This is a genomic window from Streptomyces sp. NPDC036822 (genome assembly GCF_055609145.1).
The window spans coordinates 247,447-263,960 of sequence record NZ_JBVJPY010000011.1 but is presented as its reverse complement, the minus strand read 5'-3'; the positions used below and the strand labels follow the sequence as shown (position 1 = coordinate 263,960).

The 16,514-nt window shown below is 71.8% G+C and carries 16 protein-coding genes; 13 read left to right on the top strand and 3 right to left on the bottom strand.

The annotated features are described in order from the left end of the window. Positions 1-107: 107 nt before the first annotated feature. The 8 genes from ACZ68P_RS24880 to ACZ68P_RS24845 all read left to right on the top strand — a co-directional run bounded on the left by ACZ68P_RS24880 (position 108) and on the right by ACZ68P_RS24845 (position 6,981). Positions 108-773 carry an HAD family hydrolase gene (locus ACZ68P_RS24880; RefSeq protein ID WP_471009732.1) on the top strand — a complete coding sequence of 222 codons (666 nt, stop codon included), beginning with the start codon at positions 108-110 and terminating at the stop codon, positions 771-773. Positions 774-820: 47 nt separating this feature from the next. Next, complete coding sequence (locus tag ACZ68P_RS24875; RefSeq protein WP_471009730.1) at positions 821-2,023, top strand: MFS transporter; 1,203 nt, start codon at positions 821-823, stop codon at positions 2,021-2,023. After that, entirely contained in the window at positions 1,992-3,170 is a 1,179-nt protein-coding gene (locus tag ACZ68P_RS24870) for an acetoin utilization protein AcuC (protein ID WP_471009728.1), read from the top strand. The genes ACZ68P_RS24875 and ACZ68P_RS24870 overlap by 32 nt, the downstream gene beginning before the upstream one ends. A 104-nt stretch (positions 3,171-3,274) precedes the next feature. Further along, positions 3,275-4,090 carry a phosphatase gene (locus tag ACZ68P_RS24865; RefSeq protein ID WP_471009727.1) on the top strand — a complete coding sequence of 272 codons (816 nt, stop codon included), beginning with the start codon at positions 3,275-3,277 and terminating at the stop codon, positions 4,088-4,090. A gap of 128 nt (positions 4,091-4,218) precedes the next feature. Next, the gene (locus ACZ68P_RS24860) at positions 4,219-4,428 is read left to right on the top strand and encodes a helix-turn-helix domain-containing protein (protein WP_158988220.1); all 210 of its coding nucleotides are present in this window, start codon (positions 4,219-4,221) and stop codon (positions 4,426-4,428) included. Positions 4,429-4,570: 142 nt separating this feature from the next. Further along, complete coding sequence (locus ACZ68P_RS24855) at positions 4,571-4,669, top strand: 30S ribosomal protein bS22 (RefSeq protein ID WP_003948845.1); 99 nt, start codon at positions 4,571-4,573, stop codon at positions 4,667-4,669. A gap of 182 nt (positions 4,670-4,851) precedes the next feature. Next, complete coding sequence (locus ACZ68P_RS24850; protein WP_365717458.1) at positions 4,852-5,901, top strand: NAD-dependent epimerase/dehydratase family protein; 1,050 nt, start codon at positions 4,852-4,854, stop codon at positions 5,899-5,901. Positions 5,902-5,916: 15 nt separating this feature from the next. Continuing rightward, positions 5,917-6,981, top strand: coding sequence for a lysophospholipid acyltransferase family protein (locus ACZ68P_RS24845; RefSeq protein ID WP_471009725.1), 1,065 nt, complete (start codon positions 5,917-5,919; stop codon positions 6,979-6,981). A 124-nt stretch (positions 6,982-7,105) separates the two neighbouring features. Here the strand turns inward: ACZ68P_RS24845 and ACZ68P_RS24840 are convergent, their stop codons facing one another. From ACZ68P_RS24840 to ACZ68P_RS24830, 3 genes are all read right to left on the bottom strand, one after another. Then, positions 7,106-8,305 (bottom strand): DUF5667 domain-containing protein, encoded by a 1,200-nt coding sequence (locus ACZ68P_RS24840; protein WP_471009723.1) that lies wholly within the window; start codon positions 8,303-8,305, stop codon positions 7,106-7,108. Positions 8,306-8,602: 297 nt separating this feature from the next. Further along, on the bottom strand, positions 8,603-9,394 hold the full coding sequence (locus tag ACZ68P_RS24835) for an ECF subfamily RNA polymerase sigma factor, BldN family (protein WP_215069951.1): 792 nt from the start codon (positions 9,392-9,394) through the stop codon (positions 8,603-8,605). 431 nt (positions 9,395-9,825) lie between these two features. After that, positions 9,826-10,770 (bottom strand): HAD family hydrolase, encoded by a 945-nt coding sequence (locus tag ACZ68P_RS24830; RefSeq protein WP_471009722.1) that lies wholly within the window; start codon positions 10,768-10,770, stop codon positions 9,826-9,828. 183 nt (positions 10,771-10,953) lie between these two features. On the opposite strand from ACZ68P_RS24830, the gene ACZ68P_RS24825 reads away from it, so the two are divergent. From ACZ68P_RS24825 to ACZ68P_RS24805, 5 genes are all read left to right on the top strand, one after another. After that, positions 10,954-11,244: a glutaredoxin family protein gene (locus ACZ68P_RS24825; RefSeq protein ID WP_471009720.1), complete on the top strand. Its 291-nt coding sequence runs from the start codon at positions 10,954-10,956 to the stop codon at positions 11,242-11,244. A gap of 272 nt (positions 11,245-11,516) precedes the next feature. After that, a complete protein-coding gene (locus ACZ68P_RS24820) occupies positions 11,517-12,290 on the top strand; it encodes a redox-sensing transcriptional repressor Rex (RefSeq protein ID WP_365717468.1) in 774 nt (257 codons plus the stop codon). Beyond that, positions 12,287-13,669: a glutamyl-tRNA reductase gene (locus ACZ68P_RS24815; protein WP_471009719.1), complete on the top strand. Its 1,383-nt coding sequence runs from the start codon at positions 12,287-12,289 to the stop codon at positions 13,667-13,669. The genes ACZ68P_RS24820 and ACZ68P_RS24815 overlap by 4 nt, the downstream gene beginning before the upstream one ends. Further along, positions 13,666-14,637, top strand: a complete 972-nt coding sequence (gene hemC / locus ACZ68P_RS24810) for a hydroxymethylbilane synthase (protein ID WP_471009716.1) — start codon at positions 13,666-13,668, stop codon at positions 14,635-14,637. The genes ACZ68P_RS24815 and hemC overlap by 4 nt, the downstream gene beginning before the upstream one ends. After that, positions 14,634-16,304, top strand: a complete 1,671-nt coding sequence (locus ACZ68P_RS24805; RefSeq protein WP_471009714.1) for a bifunctional uroporphyrinogen-III C-methyltransferase/uroporphyrinogen-III synthase — start codon at positions 14,634-14,636, stop codon at positions 16,302-16,304. Before hemC ends, ACZ68P_RS24805 begins: the two co-directional genes overlap by 4 nt. The last annotated feature ends 210 nt before the right edge of the window (positions 16,305-16,514 follow it).

Sequence of the window (16,514 nt, the reverse complement as noted above, 5' to 3'; positions counted from 1 at the left end):
GGTACTGCAGGGGGGACCCTGTGGGAGAGTAGGACGCCGCCGAACAATCATTGTGGGAAAGCCCCGCACCTTATGGTGCGGGGCTTTTCTGCGTTTAGGGTACGGATATGCGATACGACCTGGTCATCTTCGACAACGACGGGGTGCTCGTCGACAGCGAGCCGATCTCCAACACGATCCTGGCCGGCTACCTCACCGAGCTCGGGCACCCCACCTCGTACGAGGACTCGTTGCGCGACTACATGGGCGCCGCCGTGCATCGCGTACACGATCTGATCGGGGAGCGCACCGGGCAGCGGCTGCCCGACGACTTCGACGAGACCTTCCACGCACGGGTCTTCGCCGCCTTCCACCGGGAGTTGGAGGCCGTCGCCGGTACGGCGGGGGTGCTCGAGCAGCTCGTCGAGGACGGGGTCCCCTACTGCGTGGCCTCCTCCGGAAGTCACGAGCGGATTCGGGTCGGACACCGGAAGACCGGACTCGACCAGTGGTTCCGGGACGAGAACGTCTTCAGCGCCGAGGACGTCGGCCGGGGCAAGCCCGCCCCCGACCTCTTCCTCCACGCCGCCGCACGCATGGGAGCCGCCCCCGAGCGGTGCGTCGTGATCGAGGACAGCCGGCTCGGTGTCCAGGCGGCCCTCGCCGCCGGGATGGACGTGTACGGCTTCACGGCGATGACACCCGAGGAGAAACTGGCCGGAGCGCGCGGATACTTCGGCGACATGCGCGAGCTCCTGGCCCTGCTCGGCCGGCGGCCGACGGAGATTGGGTAGGTGATCCATCTACCCATGGGTAGACCCGGGTCCTACGCTGTGCCGCCATGACGGATGCGCGGTTGCGGCGTGGGCGGGGCTCTCTGGCGGTCAGCTTCTTCGTGCAAGGGGTGACGTTCGCGCTCCTCGTGACCCGCATACCCGCCATCCAGGACCGGTACGGGATCTCCGACGCGTTGCTGCCCGCGTTCCTGGCCGCCGTGCCGATCCTCGCCGGAGTGGCCAGTGTCGCCACCGAGAGGATCGTGGCCCGCGTGGGGCCCGGGAAGGTGCTGCGCGCCGCCCAGCCGCTCGTCCTCCTGGCGCTCCTCGCGGTCGGTGCCGGAAGCGGGATGTGGCAGGCCGCCGTCGCGCTCGGGGTGTTCGGGCTCGCGGTCGGCGCCCTGGACGCGTCCATGAACATGCTGGGGGTCAGCCTCCAGCGGGAGTACGGGCGGAGCATCATGCTCGGCTTCCACGCCACGTACAGCCTGGGCGGGATCGTGGGGGCCTCGCTCGCCTGGGCGGGGGCTCACTGGGACCTTCCGCTCGTCGTCTCCTATCTTCCGGTGGTGGCCGTGCTGCTGCCCGCCGCGTGGATCGGCGGCCGGTGGTACGTCGACGGGAAGCCGGGGCCCGAGGCCGAGGGAGCGGGGGCCGCGGGCGGTACCGGGGTGGGGTTCGCACTGCTGCTGCCGCTGTGCCTCGTCATGACCTTCGCCTACATCGGGGACTCGACGGTCTCGAACTGGTCCGCGAAGTACCTGCAGGACGTGCTCGGCGGCTCGGAGGAGCTGGCGACCGTGCCGTACAACGCGTACATGGTCACCACGCTGCTCGGGCGGTCGGTCGGGGACTTCGGGGTGCGGCGGCTGGGTGCGGCGGCGGTGGTGCGGTGCGGGGCGGTGCTGGCGGCGCTCGGGTTCGCCGTGGTGGCGCTGGCGCCGGGGCCCTGGGTGGGGATGGCCGGGTTCACGGTCCTCGGCCTCGGCCTCAGCGTGATCGTGCCCCAGACCTTCGCCGCGGCCGGGAGGCTGTTCCCGGGGGCCAGTGACGCGGCCGTCGCCCGGCTGAACGTCTTCAACTACGTGGGGTTCCTGATCGGGTCGCCGTTGGTCGGGGCGCTCGGGGACGCGTGGAGCTATCGGGGGGCGATGCTCGTGCCGATGGTGTTGGTCCTGGTGACGGTGGCGTACGCCACGTCGTTCGGTTCTCAACGGGCCCGATACGGTGACGGGCATGAGCGGCCGCGCACTGTTGATGTGGGATGAAGCTGTCACCGGGTACGACTTCGGGTCCGAGCATCCGATGGACCCCGTACGGCTCGCGCTGACCATGGGGTTGGTGCGGGCGTACGGGCTCGACCGGGCCGTCGACGTGGTGGCGGCGAAGCCGGCCGGGGAGTCGACGCTGCGGCTCGTGCACCGTGAGGACTACGTGGCCGCGGTGCGGGCCGCCTCGGCGCGGCCGCGGGCGGCCGACCAGGCGTACGGCCTGGGGACCGTGGACGATCCGGCGTTCTCCGGGATGCACGAGGTCTCGGCGCTGATCGCCGGGCAGTCGGTGGGGGCAGCGGAGGCGGTGTGGCGGGGGGAGGCCGCGCACGCGGTGAACTTCGCCGGCGGGCTGCACCACGCGATGCCGGGCAGCGCGTCGGGGTTCTGCATCTACAACGACGCGTCGCTGGCGATCGCCCGGCTGCTCGAGCTGGGCGCGGAGCGGGTCGCCTACGTGGACGTGGACGTCCACCACGGGGACGGGGTGCAGGCCGCGTTCTGGGAGGACCCCCGGGTGCTGACGATCTCGCTGCACGAGCACCCGCGGACGCTGTTCCCCCAGACCGGATGGCCGGAGGAGACCGGAGCGGCGGGGCCGGGGGAGGGCTCCGCGGTGAACGTGGCGCTGCCGGCGGGGACGGGCGACGCGGGGTGGCTGCGGGCGTTCCACGCGGTGGTGCCCGAGCTGATCGCGGACTTCCGGCCGCAGGTCCTTGTGACCCAGCACGGGGCGGACACCCACTTCGAGGACCCGCTGGCGCACCTGGCGGTGTCGCTGGACGCCCAGCGGGCGGTGCAGGAGGCCTGTCACGACCTGGCGCACGCCCATGTCGAGGGCGGTCGGTGGGTGGCGCTCGGCGGGGGCGGATACGCGGTGGTGGACGTCGTACCGCGGTCGTGGACGCATCTGGTGGGGATCGCGGCGCACGCTCCGGTCGAGCCGGAGTCGGTGATCCCGTCGTCGTGGCGGGACGAGGTGTACGCGCGGACGCGGCAGCTGGGGCCGGCGCGGATGACGGACGGCCGGTGGCCGGTGGAGTGGCGGGACTGGTCGGAGGGGTACGACCCGGCGGACCGGCTTGACCAGTCGGTGCTGGCGACGCGGCGGGCGGCGTTCCCGCTCCGGGGGCTGCTGGCGTAGGACGCCGGCGGGACGGGTCCAGCAGAGGTCCGTGGTTACGCCAACTGTGCGGTCTCGAGGCGCTTTTGGCCCCGAGAGGGCCTCGCTCGGGCAGCATCGAGAGGGTGCTGAGTACCGGAGCGCTGCGGGCGCATCTGTTGGCGGCGGGGTTGGCGGGGACCGTGGCGACGTCGCGGGAGGAGAGCCTGCGCAGCTATCGGCTCTTCGCCGCGCGGGATCCCCGGGTGATGCTGGGGCTCGATCCCGCCTGGGCCTGGGGTGAGGCGGAGTTGCTGCACCTCATGGCCGACAAGTGCGGGGTCTCGCCGGATCCGGCGCACCGCGCGGGGCCCGATGTCATCGATCCCGAACGGACGTTGAGCGGTCTCGACGCGTTCGCGGCGCGGCTGGGGGAGGCGGCGAGGCGGGGGGCTCCGGTGCTGTTCGGGACGGGCCATCCGCACCGGCTCCTGGGGTTCTACGCAGCGCTCGCAGACGCCCTATCGGCGGTGGGATGTCTTGTCCTCACACCCGCGCAGGGGAGATCTGTCGACATAACGACCCGGTTCGGTCTACGCACGTACCTCCTCGACTACGTACGAGGTGTCGCGTTGGTGCGAGAACCCGGTCTGTCGGCGACCGGGCGTGAGACGGGGGCGCACACGCATTCCCCGCTGCCGGTTCGGGCCGCCCTGGAGGGCGCCGTGGAGGGCGGCTGGCCGCTTCCCGAGCTCGTCGTCGGTGACCACGGATGGGTCTGCGGTGCAGGTCAGCTGGGTATCGAGGCCATCGGCCTCGCGGACACCGACGATCCCGCGCTGTTCGTCGGAGAGGCCGAGGGGCAGGTGTCCGTGGCCGTTCCGCTTGATGACGCCGTACGGTCCGACTACTACCGTCCGCTCACTCGCTATGTACTCAATCGAGCGCGTCTGTCACGGTAAACGGCCGATGGCTGCTCCTCTTCCCCACTCGTACCACCCGCCCCTAGTCTGGAGCGTGAGCGCACAGCGACGCAGGGTCACCGGAGGGGAAGCCGGTGGGCGTCGTGTGCGGAAGGTACAGGTGGGTCATGGCTGCTGGCGATCGGCCTCTCAACGAGGTCAAGTTTCTGACCGTGGCGGAAGTCGCCTCGGTGATGCGAGTGTCGAAGATGACCGTGTACCGCTTGGTGCACAGCGGTCATCTGCCGGCGATCCGGGTGGGAAGGTCCTTCCGGGTCCCGGAACAGGCGGTTCACGAGTACCTCAGGGAGTCGTTCGTGGGGGTGGAGACCGCGTAGCGAGCGCGCGGCCGGAAGCTCAGGGAGTCCCGGTGGGCCCTCGGATTACAAGGTGCGGCGCTCATGCCGGTAGGCTAGGCCGACGTAGGTCGTGTGGGCCCAGACGCCCCGCACCAGTGAAGAGAAGTGAGCGAGGGTAGTCGTGGGCTCTGTTATCAAGAAGCGGCGCAAGCGGATGGCCAAGAAGAAGCACCGCAAGCTGCTCAAGCGCACCCGCGTTCAGCGTCGCAACAAGAAGTAAGCGACGGCTGTAACGACGGCTGATTGTGCGTCGGGCGTGGCCCCCCACCGGTTCGGTGGGGGGCCACGCCTTTTTGGTCCCGTTGCCCACGCCGGTCGCCGCGGGGCGGCGACGAGGCGCTACGGTGGCGCAGAGGCCCCTGGGGAGCACCCGGGGCATCGAACCGACGGAAGGCGCGGATCTTGGGCAAGGTCGTGCTCGTCACCGGTGCGGCCCGGTATCTGGGAGGGCGGTTCGTACGACGCCTTCAGCGGGACCCCGAGGTGGACCGGGTGGTCGCCCTGGACGCGGTCGCGCCGGCGCACGACCTGGGGGGAGCCGCCTTCGTCCGGGCGGACATCCGCCAGCCCGCCATCGCCCGGGTGCTGGCCGAGTACGACGTGGACACGGTCGTCCACATGGACGTCACCGGGACGGCGCTCGGCGCCGGCGGCCGTACGTCGGTCAAGGAGACCAACGTCATCGGCACCATGCAGCTCCTCGGGGCCTGCCAGAAGTCGCCTCGGATCTCCCGGCTGGTGGTGAAGTCCAGCACGAGCGTGTACGGCTCCGCGCCGCGTGACCCGGCCGTGTTCCTGGAGACCACGCCGCCCAAGTCGCTGCCGAGCGGGGGCTTCGCCAAGGACGCGGTCGAGGTCGAGGGGTACGTACGCGGTTTCGCGCGGCGCCGTCCGGACGTGGCCGTGTGCGTGCTGCGGTTCGCGAACATCCTCGGGCCGCGGGTGGATTCGCCGCTCGTCGAGTACCTGTCGCTTCCGGTGATGCCGACCGTCTTCGGGTACGACCCGAGGCTTCAGTTCGTCCACGAGGACGATGTGATCGACGTCCTGCACGTCGGGTCGAAGGAGCCGCGGCGAGCGACGCTGAACAGCGGCACGTTCAACATCGCGGGCGACGGGGTGCTGCTGCTGTCGCAGTGCGCGCGGCGGCTGGGGCGGCCGACGGTGCCGGTGCCCATGCCCGCGGTCACCTGGGTCGGCTCGGCGCTGCGGACGGTCGGCGTGACCGACTTCTCGCCCGAGCAGATCCGTCTCCTGACGCACGGCCGGGTCGTCTCCACGGTCCAGATGCGCGAGACACTCGGGTTCGCACCGAGGTTCACCACGGCGGAGGCCTTCGCCGACTTCGCGGACAGCCGCGGTCCGGGGCTGCTGCCGCCGGAGCGTCTGGCCGGGGCGGTGGACCGGGTCGCGGACCGGCTGACGCACACCCCTGTTGAGAGCGGCGACTAAGGAGCCCACGTAACGATGGCGGACGCCAAGGTCATTCCGTTCGACGACGACCGCTCACGGGCGCGGCGGCGCCCTGCCCGGGCCGGGCAGGAGGCCGCCGTGCGTTCCCTGCCGGGGCAGCAGGGCCCCGAGGAGCATCTGTCGGCCGCCGGACCGGGTTCCGGGGCCCCGGAGGACTCCGAGGGCTCCGACGGCCCCGTGGAGGCCGAGGGCGGCGCGCGGCGTGCGGCCGAGGGCCGGGGCGGCTGGGAGCGGCGGCTCGCGGGCGGGCTCGCGTTCCTGCGCCGGAGGGTGACGGGCGAGTACGAGGTCGACGAGTTCGGTTACGACAAGGAGCTGACCGACCAGGTCCTGATGTCGTTGCTGCGCCCGCTGTACGCGAAGTACTTCCGGGTGGAAGTGAAGGGCATCGAGAACATCCCCGCCGAGGGGGGCGCCCTGGTGGTCGCCAACCACTCCGGGACGCTGCCGTTGGACGGCCTGATGATGCAGGTCGCCGTGCACGACAACCACCCGGCGGGCCGTCACCTCCGGCTGCTCGCCGCCGATCTGGTCTTCATGCTGCCGGTGGTCAACGAACTGGCCCGCAAGGCCGGCTCCACGCTGGCGTGCGCGGAGGACGCGGAGCGGCTGCTGCGGGCCGGGGAGATCGTGGGTGTGATGCCGGAGGGGTTCAAGGGCATCGGGAAGCCTTTCGGCGAGCGGTACAAGCTGCAGCGCTTCGGCCGGGGCGGGTTCGTCTCGACGGCGTTGCGGGCCGGGGTGCCGATCGTGCCGTGCTCGATCGTGGGCGCGGAGGAGATCTACCCGATGATCGGCAACGCGAAGACGCTGGCTCGGGTGCTGGGGATTCCGTATTTCCCGATCACGCCGACCTTCCCGTGGTTGGGGCCGCTGGGCGCGGTGCCGCTGCCGACGAAGTGGACGATCCAGTTCGGCGAGCCGATCGCCACGGACGGGTATCCGTTGGAGGCGGTGGAGGATCCGATGCTGATGTTCAATCTGACGGATCAGGTGCGGGAGCAGATCCAGCACACGCTGTACAAGCTGCTGGTGCAGCGCCGATCGGTGTTCTTCTGAGCTGTTCCGGCGTGGCGCTGTTCCGGCGCGGGCCGAGGGGTGCGCCGACGGCACGCCTGGCCGAACGGCGGTTGACGGTACGGGAAGGGGGCGCCCCGAGGTGGTGGGGCGCCCCCTTCCCGTGTCAGCGGGCGTCCTCGCTGTCGATGCCGAGGCCCGGGAGCAGGCCCGGCAGCAGCGGCGGGATCTCCACGTCCGGCACGGGGGGTGGTGACTGGTCGCCCGACGGGGTCGGGGTGGTGCCGGGCGGCGGCGGGTCGAGCAGTCCCCCGGTGTTGCCGCCGAGCAGGCCGTCGTTCTCCGCGGAGCCGCTGCCGGAGCCCGAGGGCTGGGGCCGGCTGGTGCCGGCGCCGGTGGAGGGGGCGGCCGGGCTGGACGGCGGGCGCTGGGTCCGCGGTCCGGAGGAGGAGTCCTGGCCGGTGCTGGGTGTGCTGCTGCCGACCGCGCCCTTCTCCGGCGTGCGGGGGAGCATCGCCTGGAGCGGCTCGACCTCCTCGTCTATGGCGACGAAGACGTCGTTCACTTCGTTGCCGACGTCGGTGAGCTGGACGGGCAGGCGCTCGCGCAGGCCGTTCCAAGTGGTGCGGTGGGCCTGGGCGAAGGAGTTGAGCCGGGCCATCGGGGCGATGGCTCCGTCCCGCTCGTACGCCTGGCGCAGCAGCCGGTGGCCTTCGGAGGCGTCGTGCTTCATGCCTCCGAGGACGCGGCGGATCTCGCCGAGGGACTCGTGGTCGAGTGCGCCGGCGCGGCCGCGTTCCATCAGCCTGCGGGCCTCGCTGAGCCGGGTCGATGCCTGGTCCAGATAGATCCCGCCCCGGTCGGCGTCGTCGTCCGCCATCCCGAGCTTGATGTCTTCCATGCCGCGCTTCAGCCCGTAGAGCGAGTCACCCGGGAGGGCGTCGGAGCTGGCAGCGGCGACACCGCTGAAGGCGCCCGCCGCCACACCGACCGTGAGGCCGCCCGCGGCGATCCCCTTCGACCAGCGGGAGCGGGGACGCAGTTTGCGCAGGGGGGAGGCCCGGTGGGCTCCCCGTCCGCTTGAGGTCCGCTGCTCCGGCACGGTAGGGCCCGCGGCAGCGCTCCCCTCCGCGAGCATCGCTTCCATGGCGGCGACGAGCTGGGCTCGTTGCACCACTTTGACCTCGGGGTCCATCTTCGGTCTCGGCAGTTCGCCGAGACCGTTCGCCAGCGCCAACAGCCGCCCCTGCCCGGCCGGTTCGGCCGATGCCTCGGGCTGCTCGGCCGCCGCGCCCTCGGACGCCCGATCCTCCAGGGCCTGGGCGAAGGCGTTCGCCCGCCGGTGCGCCGATACGTTCGCGATCACTGGCGGCACCTCCTCTCGTCATGACGGTCGACTCCCCGGGGTGTCCGGAAGGTTGCACACCTTGAACACATCCACACGAAAGAGTGAGTGGCTGCGGGCAAAGCGTGACCACAGGGAGCCTGCATTCCGCACAACGAGCGGCGCGGCACTTGGGTTACGCGCGAAAGATGATCGGACCAGTGCGTCATCGAGGCGTCACCGACTGTGAGTTGGACGGGGGTCGGGGGGTGTGGGGGGAGGTGGGGGACGGAAGGGGGGAGCAGGGGGGTGGGAGCGCGTGTGGGGGGCGCCGGGTGGTCAGCGGGCGTCGTCCGGGAGGAGGCGTGCCAGGGTGCGCACGGCCCGGTACTGGAGGGTCTTGATCGCGCCCTCGTTCTTGCCCATGACCCGGGCCGTCTCGGCGACGGAGAGGCCCTGCAGGAAGCGCAGGGTCACGCACTCCTGCTGTTGGGGGTTGAGCCGGCGTACCGCGTCCAGGAGGGCCGCGTTGGAGAGGGACTCCAGGACGGAGTCCTCGGGGCTGCGCTCGACCTCGTTGGCGTCGAGCATCTCTCCCGTGGTCACTTCCAGCCGGAAGCGGCTCGACTTGAAGTGGTCGGCGACCAGGTTGCGGGCGATCGTGACCAGCCAGGCGCCGAAGTCGCGGCCCTGCCAGGTGAAGGTGGAGATCCGGCGCAGGGCGCGCAGGAACGTCTCGCTGGTCAGGTCCTCCGCCGTCGCCTTCCCGCCGACGCGGTAGTAGATGTAGCGGTAGACGGTGTCGCTGTACTGGTCGTACAGGCGGCCGAAGGCCTCGGCCTCGCCGGCCTGGGCGCGTTCGACCAGGTCCATCATGCGAGCGCTGTCGCTGTCGGCGGTGGGGCGGCGGGCGGCGGTCGAGGTTCCGGTGCCGCCGCGGCTGCCCCTTCTGCCGACAGCGGCACCGCTCTCGGCCAGGGCATAGCAGGGACCGGCGGGTGCCGGTGCGGCGAAGGCAAAGGCGGGGACAGGGACGGCGTACGCGGTGGGGACGAAGCCGCGCAAGTGGTCGAGGACCGTTGCGCGCAGCGTAGCCAGGCCCGAGGCGTCAACCCCGACGTGTGGGTACACGGGACTCCCAGAGGCAGAGCTTCCATCACGAGCAGTGCGGGACCGTTCACTCGTCGTGGCGACGTGTGGGTTCCGTTGTGCGTCTGAGGAGAATAACGCTTCGTACAGGCAGCGCTACACCCAGTTGCTCAAATCATCGATTACGTCGTATCTGTTACCGCTTGCGGGCGGATACGTGTGTACTTCGTGACCGCTTGTTGATCGGATTGCTTCCGAGTGTGACTACGTGCACGCTCTGTTGTGCTCGAGTCCGGGGCGGGGGAGTGATCTGGGCCGCTGCTGGGTAGGGAGCCGCGAATGCCTCGGAGTCGACCTGTGCGGCGTTGTTCGACCACGTACGGGTGACGAGTGCTGGTCCCGTGTTGTCGCAGGTGATCGCAGCCGAAACGTATCGGCAGTCCGGCGGTGTCCCGCGGGGTCGGAAGGGCCGCTCAGCGGCGGCGGCGGTGCAGGGCGACCGCGGCGGCCGTCCCGCCCGCCAGCGCGCCGACGCCCGCCGCGGCGGGGATGCCGACCTTGGCCGCCTTGCGGCCCGTGCGGTAGTCGCGCAGTCGCCATTCGCGGGCCTTGGCGTACCGGCGCAGCTTGGTGTCCGGGTTGATGGCGTAGGGGTGGCCGACCAGCGACAGCATCGGGATGTCATTGTGGGAGTCGCTGTAGGCGGCGCAGCGGTTCAGGTCCAGGCCCTCGGCGGCGGCCAGGGCGCGCACCGCCTCGGCCTTGGCCGGGCCGTGCAGGGGCTCGCCGACGAGCCTGCCGGTGTAGACGCCGTCGACGGACTCCGCGACGGTGCCGAGCGCGCCGGTGAGGCCGAGGCGGCGGGCGATGATCGTGGCCGTCTCGACGGGGGCGGCCGTGACGAGCCAGACCTTCTGACCGGCGTCCAGGTGGGCCTGGGCCAGGGCGCGCGTGCCGGGCCAGATCCGGTCCGCCATGTACTCGTCGTAGATCTCCTCGCCGATCGACATCAGCTCGGAGACGCGGTGGCCCTTGACGATCGACAGGGCGCTCTCGCGGGCGTCCTGCATGTGCTCGGGGTCCTCGACGCCGGCCAGCCGGAACCACGCCTGCTGCCAGGCGAAGCGGGCCAGCTCGCGGCGCTGGAAGAACTGCCGCTTGTAGAGGCCGCGGCCGAAGTGGAAGATCGCGGCGCCCTGCATGACGGTGTTGTCGAGGTCGAAGAAGGCGGCGGCCTGTACGTCGCCCATCACGGGGAACTCGGGCTCGGACGGCGCGGCGCCCCCGGCGGCCTCCTCCCGCTCGCGCTCGAGCTGCTGCGAGGTCTTGCGCGCTGCCTCGGCAGCGGCCTCGCCTGCCAGGACGCTGCGCGCGGTGGCGGAGCGCCGGTGAGAGGTGAGCCATCCCAGTGCGGCCATGGCGTGAGCATAGCCAGTCTGTTCGGTACTTCCCGACCTGTGGGGATGCCGAGGCGTGAACACTCCGCGACGCTCCTGTCGACGGACGGTGGAGCGGGCGGGGAGCAAGGGTCCCGCGCGGGGCCGGGCGCGGCGTAACGGCGGAGGTCCCGGGCCGGGCCGGGCGCGGCGCAGAATGGAGGGATGTTCGGACGGACGAAGAAGAAGGACAGCCCCACCGCTCCCGGGGCCTCCGCCCCGCGGACCGTGACGCTGATCGGCAAGCCGGGCTGTCACCTCTGCGACGACGCGCGCGCCGTGATCGAGGCGGTCTGCGCCGAGACCGGGGCGAGCTGGGAGGAGAAGGACATCACCCGGGACGAGGAGCTGCACCGGGCGTACTGGGAGCAGATTCCGGTGGTCCTGGTCGACGGCGAGCAGCACACCTTCTGGCGGGTGGACCCCGCGCGCCTGCGGCGCGCACTGGGTGGCTGACCGGAAGGCGGCTACCATCAGGGACGTTTTGGTGGGTTCCGGGGGCATGATCGTAAGGAGAGTGTGCGGTTATGCCCCCTTCGTGTTCCCAACGGGTTGACGGGCTCCGCGGTTCCGTCATGGCGCGAACCGGTCGCGTGACCCCGGTCACTTTGGCCGGACAAAACGGACACCATCTTTGTGCACGCGTTCACAAAGACATAGCCTGCACTAGACGGGGCGGTCGAGGGACACAAGGCCGCCTACAGCCCCGCTCATCCCGCAGGAGCACCGTGGCAACTGGCCGAACTCACCGACCGGCGACCCGCAGCCGAGGAATTCCCGAGGCCACCGTCGCCCGCCTTCCGCTGTATCTGCGTGCGCTCACCGCACTGTCGGAGCGCTCCGTACCCACGGTCTCCTCCGAGGAGCTCGCAGCCGCCGCGGGGGTCAACTCCGCGAAGCTGCGCAAGGACTTCAGCTACCTCGGGTCGTACGGGACGCGCGGCGTCGGCTACGACGTCGAGTACCTCGTCTACCAGATCTCGCGCGAGCTCGGCCTGACCCAGGACTGGCCCGTGGTCATCGTCGGTATCGGTAACCTCGGCGCCGCCCTCGCCAACTACGGCGGGTTCGCCTCCCGTGGCTTCCGCGTCGCCGCGCTGATCGACGCCGACCCCGCCATGGCCGGCACGCCGGTCGCCGGGATCCCCGTCCAGCACACGGACGAGCTCGAGAAGATCATCGAGGACAACGACGTGTCCATCGGTGTCATCTCGACTCCGGCCGGTGCCGCCCAGCAGGTCTGCGACCGGCTCGTGGCCGCCGGAGTCACCTCCATCCTCAACTTCGCCCCGACCGTGCTGTCCGTGCCCGACGGCGTGGACGTGCGCAAGGTCGACCTCTCCATCGAGCTGCAGATCCTCGCCTTCCACGAGCAGCGCAAGGCCGGCGAGGAAGCGGACGCCGTGGACGCCGCCGCCGCGGCGCCCGCCGTTCGCGGCGGCGCCACGGGCCCGGCCCGGAAGGGACCCGACGGGGACGTCCCCGCCGTGATGCCGGCATGAGCCTCCTCGTCGTCGGGCTGAGCCACCGCAGCGCCCCGGTCAGCGTCCTCGAGCGGGCCTCGCTCGCCTCGGACACGCAGGCCAAGCTGCTGCAGGACACCCTCGCCGCCGAGCCGGCCGCCGAAGGCGCGGTCCTGGCCACCTGCAACCGCATCGAGCTCTACGCCGACGTGGACAAGTTCCACGCCGGTGTCGCCGAGCTGTCCACGCTGCTCGCCCAGCACAGCGGCGTCGGCCTCGAAGAGCTCACCCCCTACCTCTACGTGCACTACGAGGACCGGGCCGTCCACCACCTCTTCTCGGTGGCGTGCGGGCTCGACTCCATGGTCGTCGGCGAGGGGCAGATCCTCGGCCAGATCAAGGACGCCCTCGCGCTCGGCCAGGACCTGCACACCGCAGGCCGGCTCCTCAACGACCTGTTCCAGCAGGCCCTGCGGGTCGGCAAGCGGGCCCACAGCGAGACCGGGATCGACCGGGCCGGGCAGTCGCTCGTCACCTTCGGTCTCGAGCAGCTCGCCGACGGCACGGACGTCGACGTCTGGGCCGCGGGCAAGCGCGCCCTCGTCATCGGCGCGGGGTCGATGTCCTCGCTGGCCGCCGCCACGCTCGCGCGCGCCGGGGTCTCCGAGATCGTGATCGCCAACCGCACCGCGGCCCGCGCCGACCGGCTCGTCCAGATCCTGACCGAGCCCGGGGGCCCGGGTGTGGCCGCGCGCGCGGTGGACATGGTTGCCGTCGGCGACGAACTGACACGTGCCGACGTCGTCGTCTCCTGCACCGGCGCCACCGGCCTCGTCCTGACCGCCGAGGCCGTCGAGACCGCCCTGGCCGGCCGGACCTCCGCCGAGGCCACGCCCGACGGCGCCCCCGCCCTCGCCCTGCTCGACCTCGCCATGCCCCGCGACATCGACGCGGCCGCCCACCGGATGCCCGGCGTGCGCCTCGTCGACATCGAGTCGCTGGCCGAGGCATCGGCCGACGCGCCGATGGCCGCCGACGTCGACCGGGTCCGCTCGATCGTCGCCGACGAGGTGGCCGCCTTCGGCGCCGCCCAGCGCGCCGCGCACATCACCCCGACCGTGGTCGCGCTGCGCACCATGGCCGCCGACGTGGTCGCGGGCGAGGTGGCCCGGCTCGAGGGCCGGCTGCCCGACCTCGACGAGCGGCAGCGGGCCGAGATCACCCAGACCGTCCGACGCGTGGTCGACAAGCTCCTGCACGCGCCGACCGTACGGGTCAAGCAGCTGGCCAGCGAACCCGGTGGCGCCGGGTACGCCGACGCGCTGCGGACACTCTTCGACCTCGACCCGGAGACGGTCGCCTCCGTCTCCCGGGCCGACCTGAATGACGCCGACGTCAAGAACCGAGGGCGAGTATGACCGAGAGGGCACTGAGGCTCGGGACCAGGCGCAGCAAGCTCGCCATGGCCCAGTCCGGGCAAGTGGCCGACGCCGTCCGGCAGCTGTCCGGCCGGCCCGTCGAGCTCGTGGAGATCACGACGTACGGGGACGTCTCCCGCGAGCACCTCGCGCAGATCGGCGGTACGGGCGTGTTCGTCGCCGCCCTGCGCGACGCGCTCCTGGCCGACGAGGTGGACTTCGCCGTCCACTCCCTGAAGGACCTGCCGACCACCCAGCACCCCGATCTGGTGCTGGCCGCGATCCCGCGCCGCGAGGACCCGCGTGACGTCCTCGTCGCCCGCGACGGCCTGACGCTCGACCGGCTGCCCGAGGGCGCCCGGATCGGCACCGGCTCCCCGCGGCGCACGGCCCAGCTCAACGCGTACGCGCGCAGCCACGGGCTGACCATCGAGACCGTGCCGATCCGGGGGAACATCGACACCCGCGTCGGATACGTGCACAAGGGCGAGCTGGACGCGGTGGTTCTCGCCGCGGCCGGTCTCCACCGCATCGGCAGGACCGACGAGGTGACCGACTTCCTGTCGGTCGACTCCGTCCTGCCCGCCCCCGGCCAGGGGGCCCTGGCGATCGAGTGCGCGGCTTCCGCCACCGACCTCGTCGCCCTGCTCGCCGGACTCGACGACCCGTACACCCGGGCCGCCGTGACCGCCGAGCGTTCCCTGCTCGCCGCCTTGGAGGCCGGCTGCTCCGCACCCGTGGGTGCGCTGGCCGACCTGCTGGCCGAGGATTCCGGCCGCGGGCAGACTGTCACCGAGATGCGCCTGCGCGGCGTCGTCGGCACCACCGACGGCTCGACGCTGGTGCAGCTGTCCACCACCGGTCCCGTACCCACGTCCTACGACGAGGCGATGGCGCTCGGACGCGAACTCGCGGACGAGATGCTCGCCAAGGGTGCGGCCGGTCTTATGGGGGAGCGAGCACTTTGAGCCCCACCAGCCCGACCACCAGCCCCCTGTCCCCGGTCTTCGCCGGCCACGGGAACGTCACCTTCCTCGGTGCCGGACCAGGCGATCCCGGACTGCTGACCCTCCGGGCCGTCGAGGTCCTGGCCGGGGCGGACGTCCTGATCGCCGAGCCGGAGGTTCTCGAGGTCGTCCGCGGCCATGCGCGCGCGGGCGTGAGCACGCCTGAGCTGACGGTTGTTGACGAGGCGTCAACAACCGCCGGTGTCCCGGTGTTGAGGGACGCGACCAATCTTGTCATGGAGGCCGCGCGGGGCGGCAAGCGGGTCGTCCGTGCGGTGACCGGCGACCCCGGGCTCGACGGTGACGCGGGGAGCGAGATGCTCGCCTGCGCCGCGGCGGGCATCCCCTTCGAGGTCGTACCCGGTGTCGCGACGGCGGTGGGCGTACCCGCGTACGCCGGTGTCCCGCTGCGCGACGCGCAGGGCACGGACGTGCGCTTCGTGGACGCCCGTACCGCCGACGACCGGTGCTGGAGCGAGGTCGGCGCCTCGGACGGCACCGTCGTCGTGTCCACGTCGCTGGACTCGGTGGCGGCGGCGGCCGGAGAGCTGGTGGCGGCAGGCCGTAAGCCGGACACCCCGCTCACCGTGACCATTGCCGGCACGACGACGCGCCAGCGGACGTGGACCGCGACGCTGGGCACGATCGCGCAGGTCTTCAAGCAGGGCAAGGTGCTCCCCTCGCCCGAGGGCCACCGGCCCGTCATAGCCGTGGTCGGCGAGCGCAGCGCACCGGCGCAGCGGGACCAGCTGGCGTGGTTCGAGTCGAAGCCGCTCTTCGGGTGGCGGGTGCTGGTGCCGCGTACGAAGGAGCAGGCCGCGTCGCTCTCCGACCAGTTGCGCAGCTACGGCGCCGTGCCGCACGAGGTGCCGACGATCGCCGTCGAGCCGCCGCGTACGCCGCAGCAGATGGAGCGTGCGGTCAAGGGTCTGGTGACCGGCCGCTACGAGTGGATCGCCTTCACCTCGGTCAACGCGGTCAAGGCGGTGCGGGAGAAGTTCGAGGAGTACGGGCTCGACGCCCGGGCGTTCGCCGGGATCAAGGTCGCGGCCGTGGGCGAGCAGACGGCGGCCGCGCTCGTGGACTTCGGTGTGAAGCCGGACCTCGTGCCGAGCGGGGAGCAGTCGGCGGCGGGCCTCCTGGAGGACTGGCCGCCCTACGACCCGGTCTTCGACCCGATCGACCGCGTCTTCCTGCCGCGTGCGGACATCGCGACGGAGACGCTGGTCGCGGGCCTGATCGAGCTCGGGTGGGAGGTCGACGACGTGACCGCCTACCGGACGGTGCGCGCGTCGCCGCCGCCGGCGGACACGCGCGAGGCGATCAAGGGCGGTGGCTTCGACGCCGTGCTCTTCACGTCCTCGTCGACCGTGCGGAACCTGGTGGGGATCGCCGGGAAGCCGCACAACGTGACGGTCATCGCCTGTATCGGCCCGGCGACCGCCAAGACGGCGGAGGAGCACGGCCTGCGGGTCGACGTGCTGTCGCCGGAGCCGTCGGTGCACAAGCTGGCGGAGGCGCTGGCGGACTTCGGGCTGCGGCGGCGGGAGGCGGCGCTGGAGGCGGGCGATCCGGTGACGCGTCCGAGCGAGCGGAGGCCGGGGGCGCGGAGGCGGCGGACGACCTGACGGTCGTGGCGTGACGTGACGCGTTCGGTGGGGTGCGGGGCCTTTTCAGGCTCCGCGCCCCTTCGGCGTTTGCGGGGCCGGGTGGGGGCGTCGGGGTCGTGGTGGGCGGGAGGTCGGGGCGGAGGCGCCCGCGAGGGCGCCGTCCCGTTGTGCCCACCCGTCCCGCCCCCCGCGGGACGAATGCCCACAACGGTGGTGCCGGGGTGGGGC

What these genes read in the sequence shown, in the direction of transcription:
- ACZ68P_RS24870 (WP_471009728.1), top strand. Translation starts at nt 1,992, where the DNA reads ATGAGCGGCCGCGCACTGTTGATGTGGGATGAAGCTGTCACCGGGTAC.
- ACZ68P_RS24815 (WP_471009719.1), top strand. Translation starts at nt 12,287, where the DNA reads ATGAGCCTCCTCGTCGTCGGGCTGAGCCACCGCAGCGCCCCGGTCAGC.
- ACZ68P_RS24875 (WP_471009730.1), top strand. Translation starts at nt 821, where the DNA reads ATGACGGATGCGCGGTTGCGGCGTGGGCGGGGCTCTCTGGCGGTCAGC.
- ACZ68P_RS24860 (WP_158988220.1), top strand. Translation starts at nt 4,219, where the DNA reads ATGGCTGCTGGCGATCGGCCTCTCAACGAGGTCAAGTTTCTGACCGTG.
- ACZ68P_RS24845 (WP_471009725.1), top strand. Translation starts at nt 5,917, where the DNA reads ATGGCGGACGCCAAGGTCATTCCGTTCGACGACGACCGCTCACGGGCG.
- ACZ68P_RS24825 (WP_471009720.1), top strand. Translation starts at nt 10,954, where the DNA reads ATGTTCGGACGGACGAAGAAGAAGGACAGCCCCACCGCTCCCGGGGCC.
- hemC (WP_471009716.1), top strand. Translation starts at nt 13,666, where the DNA reads ATGACCGAGAGGGCACTGAGGCTCGGGACCAGGCGCAGCAAGCTCGCC.
- ACZ68P_RS24880 (WP_471009732.1), top strand. Translation starts at nt 108, where the DNA reads ATGCGATACGACCTGGTCATCTTCGACAACGACGGGGTGCTCGTCGAC.
- ACZ68P_RS24830 (WP_471009722.1), bottom strand. Translation starts at nt 10,770, where the DNA reads ATGGCCGCACTGGGATGGCTCACCTCTCACCGGCGCTCCGCCACCGCG.